Origin of the sequence: Nostoc mirabile CHAB5784 (genome assembly GCF_020829645.1) — a bacterium.
GTDB classification, from domain to species: Bacteria; Cyanobacteriota; Cyanobacteriia; order Cyanobacteriales; family Nostocaceae; genus Nostoc; species Nostoc mirabile.
The window spans coordinates 1-16,099 of record NZ_JAIVFS010000138.1; the positions used below are offsets into that span (position 1 = coordinate 1).

Annotated in this window: 18 protein-coding genes and 5 pseudogenes; 13 read left to right on the top strand and 10 right to left on the bottom strand. The window is 41.4% G+C overall.

Annotated features, from left to right (window positions below; translation table 11 throughout):
• Positions 1 to 273: 273 nt before the first annotated feature.
• The 3 genes and pseudogenes from recD2 (at position 274) to LC653_RS39815 (ending at position 3,899) form a co-directional block, all read left to right on the top strand.
• A pseudogene (gene recD2 / locus LC653_RS46570) lies at positions 274 to 2,517 on the top strand (SF1B family DNA helicase RecD2).
• A gap of 94 nt (positions 2,518 to 2,611) precedes the next feature.
• Positions 2,612 to 3,562 (top strand): RpoD/SigA family RNA polymerase sigma factor, encoded by a 951-nt coding sequence (locus LC653_RS39810; RefSeq protein WP_229500836.1) that lies wholly within the window; start codon positions 2,612 to 2,614, stop codon positions 3,560 to 3,562.
• 88 nt (positions 3,563 to 3,650) lie between these two features.
• Entirely contained in the window at positions 3,651 to 3,899 is a 249-nt protein-coding gene (locus LC653_RS39815) for a hypothetical protein (RefSeq protein ID WP_229500837.1), read from the top strand.
• Between the two features lie 141 nt (positions 3,900 to 4,040).
• Here the strand turns inward: LC653_RS39815 and gntT are convergent, their stop codons facing one another.
• On the bottom strand, positions 4,041 to 5,363 hold the full coding sequence (gntT, locus tag LC653_RS39820; RefSeq protein WP_229500838.1) for a guanitoxin biosynthesis MATE family efflux transporter GntT: 1,323 nt from the start codon (positions 5,361 to 5,363) through the stop codon (positions 4,041 to 4,043).
• Positions 5,364 to 5,707: 344 nt separating this feature from the next.
• A complete protein-coding gene (locus tag LC653_RS39825) occupies positions 5,708 to 6,604 on the bottom strand; it encodes a tyrosine-type recombinase/integrase (RefSeq protein WP_229500839.1) in 897 nt (298 codons plus the stop codon).
• Positions 6,605 to 6,700: 96 nt separating this feature from the next.
• Here LC653_RS39825 and LC653_RS47665 point away from each other — a divergent pair.
• Both LC653_RS47665 and LC653_RS47080 read left to right on the top strand, forming a co-directional pair.
• A pseudogene (locus LC653_RS47665) lies at positions 6,701 to 6,850 on the top strand (helix-turn-helix domain-containing protein); the annotation flags it as partial.
• Positions 6,851 to 6,973: 123 nt separating this feature from the next.
• Positions 6,974 to 7,159, top strand: a pseudogene (locus LC653_RS47080) (double zinc ribbon domain-containing protein); the annotation flags it as partial.
• Positions 7,160 to 7,164: 5 nt separating this feature from the next.
• Here the strand turns inward: LC653_RS47080 and LC653_RS39835 are convergent.
• Both LC653_RS39835 and LC653_RS47670 read right to left on the bottom strand, forming a co-directional pair.
• Positions 7,165 to 7,767, bottom strand: coding sequence for a hypothetical protein (locus LC653_RS39835; RefSeq protein ID WP_229500841.1), 603 nt, complete (start codon positions 7,765 to 7,767; stop codon positions 7,165 to 7,167).
• A complete protein-coding gene (locus tag LC653_RS47670) occupies positions 7,757 to 7,858 on the bottom strand; it encodes a hypothetical protein (RefSeq protein WP_372478286.1) in 102 nt (33 codons plus the stop codon). Before LC653_RS47670 ends, LC653_RS39835 begins: the two co-directional genes overlap by 11 nt.
• Here LC653_RS47670 and LC653_RS39840 point away from each other — a divergent pair.
• Together LC653_RS39840 and LC653_RS39845 are read left to right on the top strand one after the other, a co-directional pair.
• A complete protein-coding gene (locus tag LC653_RS39840) occupies positions 7,857 to 8,282 on the top strand; it encodes a hypothetical protein (protein WP_229500842.1) in 426 nt (141 codons plus the stop codon). The genes LC653_RS47670 and LC653_RS39840 overlap by 2 nt on opposite strands.
• A pseudogene (locus LC653_RS39845) lies at positions 8,275 to 8,482 on the top strand (NblA/ycf18 family protein). The gene LC653_RS39840 and the pseudogene LC653_RS39845 overlap by 8 nt, the downstream one beginning before the upstream one ends.
• Before the next feature lie 199 nt (positions 8,483 to 8,681).
• On the opposite strand, the gene LC653_RS39850 reads toward LC653_RS39845, so the two are convergent.
• The 3 genes from LC653_RS39850 to LC653_RS39860 form a co-directional block, all read right to left on the bottom strand.
• Positions 8,682 to 8,861 (bottom strand): DUF6748 domain-containing protein, encoded by a 180-nt coding sequence (locus LC653_RS39850; RefSeq protein WP_229500843.1) that lies wholly within the window; start codon positions 8,859 to 8,861, stop codon positions 8,682 to 8,684.
• Positions 8,837 to 9,109: a hypothetical protein gene (locus tag LC653_RS39855; protein WP_229500844.1), complete on the bottom strand. Its 273-nt coding sequence runs from the start codon at positions 9,107 to 9,109 to the stop codon at positions 8,837 to 8,839. Before LC653_RS39855 ends, LC653_RS39850 begins: the two co-directional genes overlap by 25 nt.
• Before the next feature lie 247 nt (positions 9,110 to 9,356).
• Positions 9,357 to 9,572, bottom strand: a complete 216-nt coding sequence (locus LC653_RS39860) for a Rossmann-fold NAD(P)-binding domain-containing protein (RefSeq protein WP_229500845.1) — start codon at positions 9,570 to 9,572, stop codon at positions 9,357 to 9,359.
• Between the two features lie 433 nt (positions 9,573 to 10,005).
• Here LC653_RS39860 and LC653_RS39865 point away from each other — a divergent pair, with 433 nt between their 5' ends.
• The 3 genes and pseudogenes from LC653_RS39865 (at position 10,006) to LC653_RS39875 (ending at position 13,531) form a co-directional block, all read left to right on the top strand.
• Positions 10,006 to 11,451 carry an alpha/beta hydrolase gene (locus tag LC653_RS39865; protein ID WP_229500846.1) on the top strand — a complete coding sequence of 482 codons (1,446 nt, stop codon included), beginning with the start codon at positions 10,006 to 10,008 and terminating at the stop codon, positions 11,449 to 11,451.
• A gap of 320 nt (positions 11,452 to 11,771) precedes the next feature.
• Positions 11,772 to 12,503: pseudogene (locus LC653_RS39870) on the top strand (glutathione S-transferase family protein); the annotation flags it as partial.
• 131 nt (positions 12,504 to 12,634) lie between these two features.
• Entirely contained in the window at positions 12,635 to 13,531 is an 897-nt protein-coding gene (locus LC653_RS39875) for an Rpn/YhgA-type helix-turn-helix domain-containing protein (protein ID WP_308189221.1), read from the top strand.
• A 13-nt stretch (positions 13,532 to 13,544) separates the two neighbouring features.
• On the opposite strand, the gene LC653_RS39880 is transcribed toward LC653_RS39875, so the two are convergent.
• On the bottom strand, positions 13,545 to 13,799 hold the full coding sequence (locus LC653_RS39880; RefSeq protein WP_229500847.1) for a hypothetical protein: 255 nt from the start codon (positions 13,797 to 13,799) through the stop codon (positions 13,545 to 13,547).
• 125 nt (positions 13,800 to 13,924) lie between these two features.
• Between LC653_RS39880 and LC653_RS39885 the strand changes: the two genes are divergently transcribed.
• Entirely contained in the window at positions 13,925 to 14,122 is a 198-nt protein-coding gene (locus LC653_RS39885) for an NblA/ycf18 family protein (protein WP_229500848.1), read from the top strand.
• Positions 14,123 to 14,391: 269 nt separating this feature from the next.
• Here LC653_RS39885 and LC653_RS39890 read toward each other — a convergent pair whose 3' ends face one another.
• Positions 14,392 to 14,625: an EF-hand domain-containing protein gene (locus tag LC653_RS39890; RefSeq protein ID WP_229500849.1), complete on the bottom strand. Its 234-nt coding sequence runs from the start codon at positions 14,623 to 14,625 to the stop codon at positions 14,392 to 14,394.
• Positions 14,626 to 14,771: 146 nt separating this feature from the next.
• Here LC653_RS39890 and LC653_RS46575 point away from each other — a divergent pair, with 146 nt between their 5' ends.
• Positions 14,772 to 14,906: a hypothetical protein gene (locus tag LC653_RS46575; protein WP_267923391.1), complete on the top strand. Its 135-nt coding sequence runs from the start codon at positions 14,772 to 14,774 to the stop codon at positions 14,904 to 14,906.
• 66 nt (positions 14,907 to 14,972) lie between these two features.
• Entirely contained in the window at positions 14,973 to 15,560 is a 588-nt protein-coding gene (locus LC653_RS39895) for a PEP-CTERM sorting domain-containing protein (RefSeq protein WP_229500850.1), read from the top strand.
• 32 nt (positions 15,561 to 15,592) lie between these two features.
• Here the strand turns inward: LC653_RS39895 and LC653_RS39900 are convergent.
• Positions 15,593 to 16,099 (bottom strand): hypothetical protein (locus LC653_RS39900; protein WP_229500851.1); only part of this gene is annotated, 507 nt, incomplete at its 5' end.

The window sequence follows — 16,099 nt, forward strand, 5'->3', positions numbered from 1 at the left end:
TGTGGCGATCGCTTCCATGACACTGCATCAAGGACGACCGCCTGACCCCTCCTCGACTGTTCAATAACTTTCAAAGCTGTAGCCCTTATTCCGTATAGCTTAGAGCTTTTCTTAGTGCCATTCCGCTCGTAGTCATCGTATGGTGAAGCGAAGCAGCATTTTCGACTTTATCATCTACTATTACTGTAATCTCAAAAAGGTATAGTATTTATGTACTACAAGAACTGAATTCCAGTATTATATATAATTATGTGCGGCATCTGATCATAAGCAATGTCCACTCCCCCTAATCTAACACTCAACAAGTAAGCGCCTTTCCTCAACACGAAACAATCACCCGAGTCGTAGAACGCCTAACTTTTTACTCTGCTGAATCGGGTTACACTGTGGCAAGGCTGACTCGCCCCCGTAGCACCGAACTCACAACAATTGTTGGCAGCTTTGCTAATATCCAGCCAGGGCAGACTTTACAACTAACTGGTTTCTGGTGTGACCATCCACAATTTGGCCCCCAGTTCCAAATAGTCAACTACAAAGAAACCAAACCAGCTACTCTCACTGGAATTGAAAAATACTTGAGTAGTGGGCTGATTAAAGGTGTTGGCCCAGTCACAGCAAGACGGATTGTTGCTCACTTCGGGCTAGAAACCCTGGACATCATCGAAAACCAGATTGAACGACTGATTGAAGTCCAGGGTATTGCCAAGAAGCGGATCACTCTCATCAAAAACGCCTGGTCAACCCAAAAAGCCATAAAAGAAGTAATGGTGTTTCTGCAAAGCCACGGCGTTTCAACCACTTATGCAGTCAAGATTTACAAACAATACCAAGACAAAGCGATCGCCACAGTAACCCATAACCCGTACCAACTAGCAGCCGATATCTACGGTATTGGTTTTCTAACTGCTGATAAGATTGCCCGTAACTTGGGAGTTGCACCAGATAGCGAATTCAGATATTGTGCTGGACTTGTCCATGCTTTGAGCGAAGCAGCCGAGGATGGGCATTGCTACTCACCACAGCCAGAACTAATTGAGTCCGTGATTAAACTGTTGACTACTGAGGAGCATCAGCCAACAGAAGATGCAATCGCTCAAACTATCAAAGACATGGCTTTGAAAGATGAGCTAATCAGAGAGAAAATTTCAGACCAAACCCTGCTGTGCTACAAACCAACTTACTTTCATACTGAACAAAACCTAGCACAACTGATATCTGGGCGCTTGAGCCAGCCCATTGCACAAGATATTCCCCGTGTCCGTGCCTGGATTGAGCGCTTCACGGCTAGTCACTCTCTTCAGCTTTCAGAGCAACAACAGCAAGCGGTCGAGATAGCAGCTTACTCCAGGATGATGATTTTGACTGGTGGCCCTGGCGTTGGAAAAACTTTCACTACCCACACCATAGTTAGTTTATGGAAAGCGATGGGGAAATCTATTGTTTTGGCTGCACCCACTGGACGCGCTGTACAACGCTTGGGTGAGATGACTGGACTGGAGGCAAAAACGATTCATCGCTTGTTGGAATTTGACCCCAGGACAAGAGGATTTAAATGCGATAATGACAATCCCTTGCCCCATACAGCAATTATCATTGATGAAGCTTCGATAGTTGGACTTATTTCTGGCGTATTCCTTGGTTAAAGCAGTAGCCCAAGGCGCTCAACTGTTGTTGGTGGGAGATATTGACCAGTTACCGTCAGTGGGGGCAGGTCAAATACTCGCTGACCTGATCAATTCTGGGCGAGTTCCCGTGGTGCGGTTGACCCAGGTATTTCGCCAAGCCCAACAGAGCGCAATCATCTCTGCTGCTCACCAAATCAACCGGGGCCAGTACCCAACAATTGAGCCTATATCTGATAATCCCGTGTCTGATTGTATTTGGCACGGCGGCGGATATCAACCCGAACATGGGGTACAAGCAATCTGTGAATTAATCACAGACTTAATTCCTCGGTTAGGTTTTAATCCCGCCACTGATGTCCAAGTCCTTTGCCCCATGACACGGGGAGTAGTCGGGACTCGCAACCTGAACACAGTATTGCAGCAGTTGATCAACCCACCCAGCCCCAACAAGGTGGAGATCAACAGAGGTGGGAATTTGTTGCGCGAAGGCGATCGCATCATCCAGCTAACCAATGACTACAACCGTGAAGTTTTCAACGGCGACTTGGGAATAATCCAAGCCATTGATACTGAAGAGATGGAAGTTACGGTGCTGTATGGTGAGCGGACTGTAGTTTACGATTACGCTGACCTCAATGAAATTGCGCTAGCGTGGAGCGTGACTATTCATAAAAGCCAGGGGTCAGAATATCCGGTGGTGATTCTGCCAATCTATATGCAGCACTACATGATGTTAACCCGGAACCTGTTTTACACCGGGCTGACCCGTGCCAAGAAGTTAGCGATCGTGGTTGGAGCGAAAAAAGCGATATCTCTGGCGGTGCGCTCTACTGATGACCAACGGCGGTACACAAGGTTACAGCAACGGTTACTTCAGGCAGGACTGCATTAATGATATGTTTTGGTTCTTCAAAATAGAAAACTTTATTGAGCTATTTGATTTATACTTTTAAGTCCCCTGGTTAAAAAAAAGCCGAAAAGTTTGTATGTCCAGCCTCAGTTCAGACATGGTTCGCATCTATTTGCAGGAAATTGGTCAGTATCCTTTATTAAAGCCAGAGGAAGAAATTGCTTATGGTAGACAGGTACAAGAAATGATTGCCATTGAGCAATCTAAAAATGAACTCACCCAACAGCTAGATCGAGAACCAACAATAACAGAATTAGCCAATGCTGTCGAAAAAACGGAAGCACAAATCCGAGCAGCACTACACCTTGGTCAAAAGGCTAAACAAAAAATGGTGACAGCTAACCTGCGACTAGTAGTTTCTGTTGCCAAGAAATATCAAAACCGCAATTTGGAATTTTTAGATTTGATTCAGGAAGGAGCAATCGGTTTACAAAAAGGTATAGAAAAGTTTGATCCCAACCGGGGCTATAAGCTATCAACCTACGCCTATTGGTGGATTAGTCAAGCTATAACCAGAGCTATCGCAGAACAATCCCGCACTATTAGATTGCCTGTTCATCTAACTGAAATACTTAATAAAATTAAGAAGGTGCAGCGAGAAAGCTTTCAAAAACTCGGTCGTCATGCCACTGCTGAAGAAATTGCAACACTCTTAAACATAAGCACAGATAAGCTTCGAGAATATCTCACTGCTTCTCGCACAGCCATTTCTTTAAATAAACAAGTCGGAGATGAGCAAGAGACAGAATTGGGCGAAAGTTTAGCAGACGTTGGCGTTTCACCAGAAAAACTGCTCACCCAAGAACTTTTATCCCAAGATGTGGCTAAATTCTTAGAACCACTGACACCTATTCAACGTCAAGTGTTGACTTTAAGTTTTGGGCTAGAAAATGATCAGCATTTCAATCTCGCTCAGATTGGCCAACAGCTAAACCTCAGCCGAGAGCGCATTCGTCAAATCCAGGTCAAAGCTATAAGTATTCTCCGCCATCATCAAAATGACATTCAAGAGTATTTATTTGATTAAGTAGAATTACTTTAGTCAGATGACGCACGGATCTTGCAGAACTAATATGAAAAACTATATTGAAGAAGTAAGACCACAAAGGTAGTCAATGCCCAGCAAAATAATCCCAGTCCGAGAGTACACCGTCAGAGCGCACAAGCGGGAAATTCACACTCGCGTTTTCAACTTCGTATGTAAGCAGTGTGAGCAACCCACACAACGAGAAACCTTTGGTGTGCGACCGCTTTACTGTGAGAAATGCCGTCCGCCACAAGCACCCAAGAAATCAGTAGTCCCTCTCAAGAAAAGAAAACCTAGAGCTATGACTTATAGGAGTGATGAGGGTAAGCTAGGATAAAAGATTGCTAGTCAGTGGTGGAGACTCAAATTCAGGCAAGCAAGAAAGATGATTTCAGTCCCCACCTTTAACTTGTATTCAACTCAAAAGCTTATTTTTCCACCCCTGTCCCCTGAATATAGGTTTATTCTGCATTCATCCCTATCTTTTAGTTAATGTTTTTGGTACGCACAATGCCAAAGTGATTGTTCTTGCTGCCATAAATAAAGACATTGATAGCCATAGTAAATGACTATTATGGAAATACCAAGATATAATTGCTGATGGAAAAAAACCGATTACAGTGGCTTTCAGCATAGCTTGACGAAGTGTATGACCTTGAGTCAACCCGAGAAAATAACCATCTAGCGCATAAGCGACCGAACCAAAACCTAAGACTGGTAACAACCAAGGAATATAAGAGCGTAAATTATTGATAATTTCAGTATGATTGGTCAGCAATCTTAACAGTGATTCTGGGGCAAAAATAAATGCAGTAGCAAACATTAATCCTATAATTAAGCTACTGACTACAGAAGTTTGTAACAGTTTTTTTAAAGAAGTAATATTTCCACTACCTTGAAAAATTCCAGCCAAGCTCTCAGTAGCGAATGCCAAGCCATCAATAAAATATGCTGCCAAGCTCACCACTTGCATCAGGAGGGTATTTGCCGCCAGAATTTCAGTTCCTAACATAGAACTAAGGTTGCTAAACATCGCCATTGTCGAAATTAAAGCAAAAGTCCGAATAATAATTTCTCCATTCAGCATGAAAGCTGATTTTAAAGCAGACAGGTCAAATAGTTCCCCAGTTAAAGCTTGTATTTGTTTAAATGAAATTGTTTGACAATATAGCAAAATACCTACCATCAGCATGAGATACTGACTAGTGGCTGTCGCTAACCCAGCTCCTCTACTTGACCATCCCCACTGAACAATAAATAGATAATCTAGTAGTACATTTGCACAATTGATAATAGCTGAAAGCAACAACACTTTACTACTTTGTGCTTGTCCAAGAAACCAACCAATCAAGACAAAGTTAATCAATGTTGCTGGGGCACCCCATATCAAAGCATTATAGAAATCAACTCCAGAACTTTTAACTTCTGCTGTAGCACTTAGAATTGCAAACCCTAATATTTGTAAAGGTTTTTGAAATATCAGGATGGCAAGTCCTAATATCAGCGCTAAAATTCCATGCTGTAAACCAATCAGTAATGCTGATTGGTTATCTTTACGCCCTATAGCCTGTGCAACCATTCCAGTTGTACCCATGCGTAAGAAACCGAATGTCCAATAAATATAATTGAATAAAATTGTTGCTATTGCCACGCCTGCTAAATGACGAATCTCCGTTAAATGCCCTAAAAACATTACATCTATTAGTCCTGCCAACGGAACCATTAGATTTGAAAGAACATTTACAGATGCAAGTTTTAGAAAATGGCGGATGAATACTGAACGTTGAGCAAAGATAGACAAAATTAGTAAATCCCTTGACCACAACAATGACCTACATTGGAGTTATTTTTTCGGCTTAACCGAACAGTATTGTAACAAGTCCAAGTATCCCATCATTCGTGAGCTTGTCTCAAAGCCCAGTATATACCCGATGCAAAAGAGCGATCGCCTGATTGAATTTTGAATTTACTAACAGGAACGAGGGATAAATAGAAAGTTTTGTGAATATTCTTGTAAAAATGCAGACTTTATGAGTTTGATTTCCTGAACCCTCACTCCTTTGATTTGGAGTATGGTTTATACTCTACACTACTTTGAGTAAGTGCTGCTTTATTCACTGAACATCTAACTTAAAAATAAACAATTTATATATTATTTAATAAATTATTTAAAGCTGTTTTAGCTACTGTTTCTGCCCGTGAAGATGTGATTTTCTGGTAGCGTAAGGTAGTTTGGATATTTTCGTGTCCCATCAGCGCCCGTAGCTCCTCAATCGCCATTAGTCCCACCCGCTCAGTCGCAAATGTATGCTGCAGGTCATGCAGCCGAATGCCTTTGAGTTCATGGCTTTGGTTAATTACTTTTCTCCAGTCTGCGCTCACGGCTTCATAACTTACTGGTGTTATGACTTTAGTTGTTGGGTGCTGGGCAGTGAATAATGCTTTGGAGGCAGGATGACGATAATATTTGATATAGTCTTGTAAAGCAATTTCTGCATCTTCACTATAAAAACACCAGCGTTGTTTGTTGCCTTTACCTACAACTTGGAACTTGCGTTGCTCCATATTTATGTGTGCTAACTCTAAGGAGAGTAATTCTCCAATCCTGGCTCCACTTCGATGCAGCAAGCGGACTATCGTCTCCAGTCTGGCGTTAGATTTTTTGACGTTATCATACAAAATATCTAGCTGTGATGGCGTGAGATAGCGTATTACCTCGTCTGTCTTGTGTTCTCCTCGTTGTCGTTCTGGCTTCCTGGGACTTAAACGGCTGGCTGGGTTTGATTGAATGTAGCCGGAATCTACAGCAAAATTAAACAGGGCGCTGATTATCGCTTGATGGCGATTATGGGTTGTGTAATTTAAGTCATCTAAACTTTGGAGATAATCTTTTAGCAGTTGACGATCTACTAATTCTACAGGTGTTTTGCCATGCTTTTTGAGCAAAGATAGTAGCGTTTGTTCGTAAGATTTAAGTGTACTAGCAGCTAATCCATCTCGTGAGATAAAAGCTGTAGCGACTTGTGCTAATGTAGTTGTCATGTTTTACCTATTTTTCGGTCTAAAAGCAGCATAAGATATTCAAAAAACATATTTAAATAAGATAACTAAATATATATATTAATACATACTCAAGGCATGGACAATACCCCTCAACCCCAAGAATCACTGGCAGAATACGTTAAAAGAATACGCACCAGCCTTTCGTTAAGTCAAACTGAACTGGTCCTAAAGGCAGGGATTCATCTTCAAAGTTTGGGTAAGATTGAACGAGGTATGACTACCAAGCTTAATAGTAAAAGCCAGCGCGGGTTAGCTGTCGCATTGCAGGTTCCATCTGAGTACCTTGATGCAGTTGTCCGTGGGGTTGCTCTTGGGGCATCAGATGTTCTCAAATTTTGTCCCCAGTGTTGGCAGCCTGGAACAACGCTTGAAGATATTTGGTTGTCGCCCAGGTCTAAGTTCTGTTTTTTGTGCGGGACTGGGTTACGTAATAGTTGCGCCAAGTGTAAGGAACCGATTACGTCGGTAAAATTTCGCTTCTGTCCTTACTGTGGTTTTCCCTATAAGGAGTCTGTTAATTCTGATGTGACTTGAAAATCTTAAAAGTCATTATCTGTAAAGGGAACTATGGATGGTGAAAACATTTTCAGTGATGGGTAAAATTCCAACCTTGCTGTATAATCATCTGTTTGAGATACTGATAGTTCAATTGTTTGCTGATTTTTTTCATCAAAAAGCAACTGAATTTGATAATCTGTCCAGAATTGCTCACCTAGTTCATCTTCTAAATCAAAAAGCCGTTGTTCATCTCCCCATATATTCGACCAAAGGACTATCTTATTAGCCCGAAAATGGTTTTGACCTGTTGTATCTGCAATGACAAAATATGCTTCGATATTTAAATCAAATCCCAAGTCATCAACCTCTACCTCTGCTATTTGACAGTTAACCACTATTAAGGTATCGGGGTTAACGTTTACTACCTGCTCTTGGCGCTTTAATAATTCTTGAAGCACGAAATCAGGCAACAACTGGGAACTCTCCTCAAGTAATTGTTTTTGAGTTTCTGGGGAGTAACGAGTTTTTAATTCTTGGGTGATTAAAGTTAAAATGTCTTCACTAGCTAAATTGACAACTATCTTTTTATCTGCGGGATTAAGAAAAGATCCCGGACTAAGCTCAATGCGTTTTTTAATTGGCATAGTTATCTCGTAAGCTCTTGATAAAAGCACTGATGGTATCAAAATGGGCATCCCCTTCTTTGTCGTATAAAACAGCACATTGATGCCGAATGCCAGATGTTAATTATGAAAATTTATTAACTGTAGTAAAAACTATGAAAATTTCCGAAATATCGATAGAAACTCTGGAAAAAATCAAGTCAGTTAGGTGGGATAGAATTATTGAGAAACATGAAGGGCCAGAAAGTTGGGAATCGGTTTTCAGATATGAAGAACCAGAATTTTTGTCAGTGGAAGAATGCTCAATATTATTACCTGTAGATAAATCACATCATCCTAATATTACTATAATACGTTGTATCTGGAGTGCGGATAAGAATTCTGTAACAGTTTTTTTATCAGATACTACCTATGAAGATGATCCATTCTTTTCGGGATTTATGGCAGTATGCGATCGCCTGAAGAATGAAGAATTTTTCTTAGCAATCTTGTACCATGAATGGTTTATTATTGAAAGATCCGCAGTTTGTGAATAAAGAGTTTTCAGGAGTTGTTCAAAAATTAGAACAAGAATTTAGCCTTAGAACTTTTTCTGATCAAGTGCAGCAGATGTCCCGTGAACAAGCTCGCATTGTTTTTGCTGATGCTCTATAAGCAGATGATGATAAGGGAAAAGACTTACCAGGAATTGCTCAAACATGAGTGGGAAGTTGGTTCAGGTTCAATCTTGGGCTAAAGCAAATCTTGCTCCCGTCAAATTGAGCAAACCATCGGGGCAAGTCTCCTTAAACTCGGCTATCACCCCCACCTTTGATCACTAATCAGGGTATTGAGTATTTTTAAAACCATGCCTACTCCCAGGTTGTCTAATTGGTGTTGTTTACAGGTAAGCTGAAAAAACATTTACAAACAGCCATTCTGGCGTGAGACTACTATTAGTTCGGTTGCACTCTCAGATAAAATTGTGTAGTCACAAACTTAACATCTTTTTTGGTCGGATTTAAGTCGTCTACTAGCTTAGTTGTACCCACAGCAATCAAACTTAGAGCAAAAATTTCTTTGTTTGCCGCTTCAATTTTGACATGGGCAACTAAAATACTTTCGGTTGATGCCACAGTGCCAGCTTCAACTCGGAGCAGTAACAACCCCCACCACTAAATTGTGGCTGGTGGTCAGCTAGCCAATCATAAATTTGTGCAGCTTGCGCTAATGCCACATGCTCACTGCGATAAAGGCGAGGGCTAGGGCAGAAGACTTGACCATTAAAGTGTATAGCTGCAATCTGCCAATAGTCGCTGTTTTCTCCCTCTGGCATCACTTCTAAAAACCCGCTATTTTTTGGCGAGATTATTCCTATGTTCATCTGCTGGCCAATCGAACTTTAAAAAAAGAGTACAACATTAGATCCCAGCAATTCAAGCGAACGCTGAGAATAAAAATTTACGTGGTTTCACGGGAAAAAGTGAATTTATTTGGCTTGATACCTTGTGTTACTTGGTTGAGCCACCCCACAGACTTTGTTTGTACCTGCTCAAATCCAGCAGTCTTCATCCATACATCTAAATTACCAGCAGCATACAATTTTGAATAAGGTTCTTGAAAAATGTTGATCAGCCATTGGAGATGAGAAAGCCTCTTTTGATTCCCATACAGGGTCTAATACCTAATTGGTTGATATAGCGTTCAATTTGGGAGTGTGGCAGAAAACGGTTGCGTTCACCTCCTAGTATTGAAAGAAACACGATATGCTCAAAGAGAGCGAGTTTTGCAGCATTTAGGGCTGGGGCAATTTGAAGACGAATATTAGCAAGGGCAGGCGGACGCACTAAAAAAAGTTTATTGACTTCAAAAAAAGCATGATCAAAGGTGTCAGGATTGGTAAAGTCGAAGGGGACGCACTGAATATTGTTGCCTGTATAGGTGTTTAGCGTTGTTTAGATTTCTAACTCCAGCACAGATATTACAATCGTGGGATTGTAGTAAGCTCAGAACTTCTTGACCGACGTTTCCAGTTGCACCTGTCACTAAAATTTTTAGCATGATCAACTATTACTGTTACTCATTCAAAACACTCCGAGTACAAACAATAAGTGTTTATTGCTTATTATCTGATAAGAGTAATATGCCAGTATAAAAACTAAATGGTCAATAAAAAATTGGCAGTTAAACGGCTAACAGTAAAGCTCACGTCAACAGAAAGACAAAAATTGTCAGAATACTGTGCAAATAATTTGCAAAAGGTCTATTAACTAAAACTCTATGAACAATAAGCGTTTACTGACGCTGATTTTGGCACTATTAGTAATTGCTATTTCTTGGTGGAGAGTAATGACGGTACAGGCGTCTCTTACAGTAAAGCAAATGGTCTGTGATGGTGTGCCGCTATTATACATAGTGTCAAAGAATGCAAAAAATGTACCTGGTGTTTTAATAGCACATGGGTATGCAGGTTCTAAGCAGTTAATGCTTGGGTACGCCTACACGTTAGCAGATGCAGGTTACGCAGTTATAGTATGGGACTTTGATAGTCATGCAGCTAATACTAAACCGTTGCGAAAAAATTCACTTCAGCAAAATCTTGATGTTGCTTATGAAGCCCTTGTAAAACAACCAGAGGTAGATAAATTGCGTTTAGCGACTTTAGGTCACTCAATGGGTAGCGGTGCAGTAATGTCTGCTGCTATCAATAATGTCAATCGTTATGCGGCAACCGTAGCTATTTCTCCTACAAGTGCTTCAGTTACACCAAAAGCTCCTGATAATCTGCAATTGCAAGCAGGAAGCTGGGAAGGTAGATTTATTGCCAATGCAAAGCGGTTACTTGAAAGCGCAGGTGGAGAAAATAAAAATTTATTTCAGGGCAAGGGAAGAGAGCTAGTAATTATTCCTAATGCTGAACATATTACAATTTTGTTCCGCGATCAAAGCCACCTTGCTGCTAGAAATTGGCTTGATGCTACTTTTGGAATCCAGCGTCAAAGCACCTATGTTGATTATCGAATGATTTGGTACGTTTTACACTTCTTGGCGTGGTTAGTAATACTAGGAGCAATTGCTCCTATTTTAACTACTTCTTTCCTCCCTAGTAGGGTAGAACAACTAAAAAGCTGGGCAGGCTTAATAGTAGCGCCTTTTGTTGCAAGCGGTACACTTGTAGTAGGTAATTGGCTCGGTGATATTGATAACTTAGGTGGAGTTTTAGTAGGCACAGCAGTAAGTATTTGGTTTGGTGCAGCAGGATTAACTTGGCTTGTGATTATGTCACGAATGCAACGACCTACAGTTAGAGGTTTAGGAATCGGCATTGTTCTATTCATAGTGTTATGGATTGGTTTCGGAGCGATGGCTCAAGTAGTGTGGTTACAGTGGTGGCTAACTGGGATACGTTTGCAATTGTTTCCGATACTTGCACTTGTTAGTTTTCCTTGGTTTTTAGCATCAGGTATAGCCCAACAAAATCTCTTGTTTGGAAAACGTCTTCTGTGGTGGCTAGGACAAAGTGTAGCCTTAATCGGAGGTTTTATTTTAGTACTTTACTTGCTACCAAATCTTGGATTTATTTATCTTTTATTGCCTTTGTTCCCTATACTTATGGCTATTTTTTCATTTACTTCTAGCTTATTTAACGAATATTGGAGCTATGCCATCGGTAATGCCTTATTCTTTGGATGGATGTTAGCAGCAACTTTTCCTCTAGCAAGCTGAAACTATGATAAATTTTGTGGTAATTCTTGGTCAAACAGAAACTGGAAGAGAAGAAAGTGACAACCAATGAATGATCGCTGGTAAATCATCAACTCACTCTGAAGTTGTATTTGTATTGTTTAACTGCTTCATAACCGCCTCTGTGATTCGTCCATGCCTTTGCAGACTAAACTTTCAGGCTGCTATTTGTCCAATATCTTTTCTCTGACGGGGCGAACCTATCGATTAAATTAAGCCTTGGTGTAATTGAAAATATTGTAAAGTATAGAATTGTCCTAAGTATTGCCCTACGCAACTCCCCCTATGACTACCGCACGCCTCAACAAGAACAACGTAACCGAGAACAATTTATCGGAGTGGTGGCTAGGGTAGAAGAAGCTCTGGGTCGCACCCCAAGCCCTTACTTTTTAGATAGCTTCGGTATCGTCGATGTCATTTTTACACCCTATCTCGAACGGATGAATGCGAGCCTTTACTACTACAAGGGCTACTCGCTGCGTTCGGAAAACCCCCGCTTGAGCGGATGGTTTGCGGCAATGGAAAGCCGCTCGACCTACTGCGGTACCCAGAGTGACTTTCACACCCATGTACATGATTTACCGCCCCAGATGGGGGGCTGTTGGGAAAATGGCGAAACCCAGATGCTTCTCAATAAAGCGCGGGTGGATAAGGGCCCCTGGTTTGGGCTACCAGATGTTACTTATCCAGAACCGGAAAACTCCCGTATGGAAGCTCTTCAACGAACTATCGAACACCGCATCAATATTATCCGAGTCAACCCTTTAGATGATAAATTGTTTGATCAAGCGCTACGTTGTGCTTTAACACACATGATGATCGGTGAAGACTGTGTACCTCCATTGGGGTCTGATGTCGCTCTACGATATTTGCGCGATCGCATTAATGTACCACGAGATATGTCCATTTACGCAGCCAAGCGATTGAGGGAATCCTTGGAGAAAACCGCAGCCCTTGCGGGTGATGGGCAGCCAGTCCCCATTCCCACTCAGCATCGACGAGATCAAGACCCATCTAACTTTGTCAAAAAGTAGGATTTAGGTATCCATCTGGCAGATCGCGCTCATTTAGCAGTAAACAGTTATCTTAGTTTCAAGCTTTGATATATATCTGTGCGAGCTACACCCCCGCCAACCAATCGTACACCACCGAGTTACAACCGTCCGTGCTATGCTCATCAGCGATTGTATCCCCTGGTTCGGTTAATATTGCTTCTAAAAAGATGATTGACCACGATCGCCTCTTCAAAGAACTACTATCTACATTTTTTGTTGAGTTTCTTGATTTATTCCTACCTCAAGTAACGCAAGAAATTGATAAAAATTCCATTCAATTTCTGCCCCAAGAAATTTTTAACGATGTCACCTCTGGGGAGAAAAAGGAGATTGATTTATTAGTACAGTTGCGCTATCAGCAACAGGAGACTTATTTTTTAATTCACGTTGAAAATCAGTCTTACACTCAGACAGAATTTGCCAAGCGAATGTTTAAATATTTTGCTCGGCTGTATGAAAAGTACGATTTACCGATTTACCCAGTGGTGATTTTCTCATTTGATGAACCCAAACGCGCCGAATCGACTAATCATTGCGTGAGATTTACCGACCTAAATGTGCTTGATTTTAATTTCAGAGCGATTCAATTAAATCAGTTGAGTTGGCGCGATTACTTAACGCAACAAAACCCGGTGGCTGCGGCATTGATGTCCAAGATGAGGATTAGGAGAGAGGAACGTCCGCAGGTAAAAGCTGAATGTTTGCGGTTGCTGACAACATTAAGATTAGACCCAGCACGAATGCAGCTGATTTCTGGGTTTGTGGATACGTATTTGCGACTAGACGATGCTGAAAAGCAGGTCTTCCAAACGGTTATTACTACAATGGGATTAAATGAACAGGAGCAAATTATGGAGATTGTAACCAGTTGGCAACAGGAAGCTTTGGAAAAAGTAGCGGTGAATTTACTGCGCGAGGGTATAGCGACTGAAACAATTGTGCGGGTAACAGGGTTAACAGTGGAACGAGTGCAGCAGTTACAGGCAGAACTGTCTCAAGGAAATTGAAAAAATTAACAACTCACCCCATCCATTGCACCCAATCGGGCGCAGCTGCAATCAGTTGACCAAATTTCAGAGGCTCCACATTCTCCAACTCCAGCATCACGCCACAACACTCACCACTCTTGCCCAAAGTATTGCCCATCTTCTCCAACAGGGATCGCCAGCCGCAAGCAGAGGTTAAAAATGCTTTTAAAACCTCAAAGTAAGAAACATTAGAACTTGGGTTGCCACAATGGAGTGATATCAAGGTTTTCAGCAGCAGATACGGCATTTCTAACCTACGTCGGTACGGTTTACACCCCTTTAATTTTTGTAAAGTTATCGTAATATATATTTATATAAAGCAATATTTGCTTACATAAGCAAACTCAAATAAAAGGGTAGGTAATAAAAGCGATGAATCAACCCATTGAATTATCTTTAGAACAAGAATTTAGCCTTAGAACTTTCTCTGATCAAGTGAAGCAGATGTCGCGCGAACAAGCTCAAGAGTTTTTGCTGATGCTGTATAAGCAGATGATGATAAGGGAAACGACTTACCAGGAATTGCTCAAACATCAATGGGAAGTTGGTTCAGGTTCAATCCTGGGTTAAAACAAACTTGCTCCCGTCAACTGTAGAAAGAGCCAACACTGTCCAGCCCAGCTGCATTTTCAGCTTCAGCCCCTTGCAACCTTGAATAGCAGCACTTTCCACCTGGGTGAGTGTTTAGGGAATGTCAAAGGATATTATGTCAATTACTTGTGTGGTCATCTCTTTTGTGCTAACGAGTCACCAATGACCATGAAAATTGCTTTTCCCTCAAAACGTGGGCGCTTAGAGGGATTTTGGGTATTGGTATTTGGTATTGGGTTTTTTGACTGCTAAGTTAAATTATTTGCTTTCTCAACTGCTTCCTTTAACTCTTCAAAGGTAATACTACCGTCAAAGTCTGAATCATAATTTACTATTAATTCCTGGGGAGTAGTAATATTTGTTTCTGATGAGATGATTACACTTAGACCAGGACTTAAAAAAAGATCATTAATGGAGATTTTGCCGTCTTGATCGGTATCTAAGGTATTAAAAAGAGATTGAAGCTCTTGCTCAGTTGTCATAAGTTTCTATCTGAATTACTTTTTCAACTTAATATCTCATTAATCTCTCAAAATTAAATAAACTTGTTTCAATTGACGTAGAAACGGCGATCGCTAGGGCTTAGATCGGATGTACGCTGTGGGTTAGAGGGTTTACAGTTGGGACAATGAAAATCAATCGACACGGACGCGCTCCCGGTTCTAACGCAGTCAGAGATACAGCTATTTTCAGTCATGGCTTAGACAATGACCGCGATTCTTCGAGAACACCGCAGGCATCGCAGAACTTTTTGGTGTACTGAGTGTATCTTAAGTTGCCAAGGATGTGATAGCATACCTTCAACAAATTTAAATAGCATAACCAATCCATGAATCAAGTTCGACTCCCCAAAGTTAGCGTCGCCGTGATTGGTTTGGTAGTTGCAAGCGTATTTCATACTACTCCCGTGCTGGGAGCTATTCTAACTAGACAAGAATTTTCGGGTGATTTTACCTTAGTCGATGCTACTACCCCATTCCTTACGAACTTTTTGCCATTCAAGAGCGAATATTCAGGATTCGTGGTTTACTCAGAGTCCGGGACTTTGAGCGATTGGGAGCTATCCGTCAACAATCTAGACCTGAATTTGAAGAGAGGCTCTACTAATGGTGGTAACTTAACCCCAGATGTTGATTTTGAGCTTGATTCTAGGTCGAATTGGAATTTAGTAGTTGATTTTGGCATTGCTTTTGATGCTCCTAGATATACCTTAGAAAGAACTTCAAGCTCTGAAATTACCTTGACGGGTGAAGTGGGACGAGCAGGAACATACATCTATCAAGATTCTGCTGCCAATATTACCCTGAGTTCTTCATCTACATCAGTAAGAGAACCCACTTCCCTACTAGGTCTATTGTTTGGAGTTGGTGCAATTGCTGTCTCTAAAAAAGCCGGGAAGACGAAATCGGAAGCATGAATTACTCAACTCTTTACCAAAGCTTTCTCGATCTACACAGCAACCAACCAATCGCACACCAAAGACTTACACCCATCGGCAAAGTTAACCCAAACCTGCCACTGCCCCAAATACCCATTCCAAAACGGCTCCCCATCAGCAACGCCAACAGCCTCGCCAACCTTGGAGACTAACTCACTGTAGAACGAGCCAGCGCTGTCTAGTCCAAGGCGCATTTTCAGCTTCAGCCCCTTCCATCCTTGGACAGTCAGACTTTCCACTGGCGTGAGTGTTTGAGGAATATCCTGGGGAGTGGTGTCAATGACTGGTGTAGTTGTTCTTATATTATTGCTGACTGACACCAAATCAGAATCTTCTCTGCTTAACTGGGGGGTGGTGTCAATGACTGGTGTAGTTGTACTTGTATTATTGCTGACTGACACCGACTCACGATTTAATGCTTCATCCCGATTTAACCAAAGCGAGAAAATCGAATCACGCTTATCATCAACAGGCACAAACTGGTAAACACACTCTCGATTTTCACGCTTACCCAACCG

Bases quoted from the DNA above. Each gene is read 5' to 3' on its own strand.
- LC653_RS39810 (WP_229500836.1), top strand. From the start codon at position 2,612: ATGTCCAGCCTCAGTTCAGACATGGTTCGCATCTATTTGCAGGAAATT.
- LC653_RS39815 (WP_229500837.1), top strand. From the start codon at position 3,651: ATGCCCAGCAAAATAATCCCAGTCCGAGAGTACACCGTCAGAGCGCAC.
- LC653_RS39825 (WP_229500839.1), bottom strand. From the start codon at position 6,604: ATGACAACTACATTAGCACAAGTCGCTACAGCTTTTATCTCACGAGAT.
- LC653_RS39835 (WP_229500841.1), bottom strand. From the start codon at position 7,767: ATGCCAATTAAAAAACGCATTGAGCTTAGTCCGGGATCTTTTCTTAAT.
- LC653_RS39840 (WP_229500842.1), top strand. From the start codon at position 7,857: ATGCCAGATGTTAATTATGAAAATTTATTAACTGTAGTAAAAACTATG.
- LC653_RS39855 (WP_229500844.1), bottom strand. From the start codon at position 9,109: ATGAACATAGGAATAATCTCGCCAAAAAATAGCGGGTTTTTAGAAGTG.
- LC653_RS39865 (WP_229500846.1), top strand. From the start codon at position 10,006: ATGAACAATAAGCGTTTACTGACGCTGATTTTGGCACTATTAGTAATT.
- LC653_RS39880 (WP_229500847.1), bottom strand. From the start codon at position 13,799: ATGCCGTATCTGCTGCTGAAAACCTTGATATCACTCCATTGTGGCAAC.
- LC653_RS39885 (WP_229500848.1), top strand. From the start codon at position 13,925: ATGAATCAACCCATTGAATTATCTTTAGAACAAGAATTTAGCCTTAGA.
- LC653_RS39890 (WP_229500849.1), bottom strand. From the start codon at position 14,625: ATGACAACTGAGCAAGAGCTTCAATCTCTTTTTAATACCTTAGATACC.
- LC653_RS46575 (WP_267923391.1), top strand. From the start codon at position 14,772: ATGAAAATCAATCGACACGGACGCGCTCCCGGTTCTAACGCAGTCAGA.
- LC653_RS39895 (WP_229500850.1), top strand. From the start codon at position 14,973: ATGAATCAAGTTCGACTCCCCAAAGTTAGCGTCGCCGTGATTGGTTTG.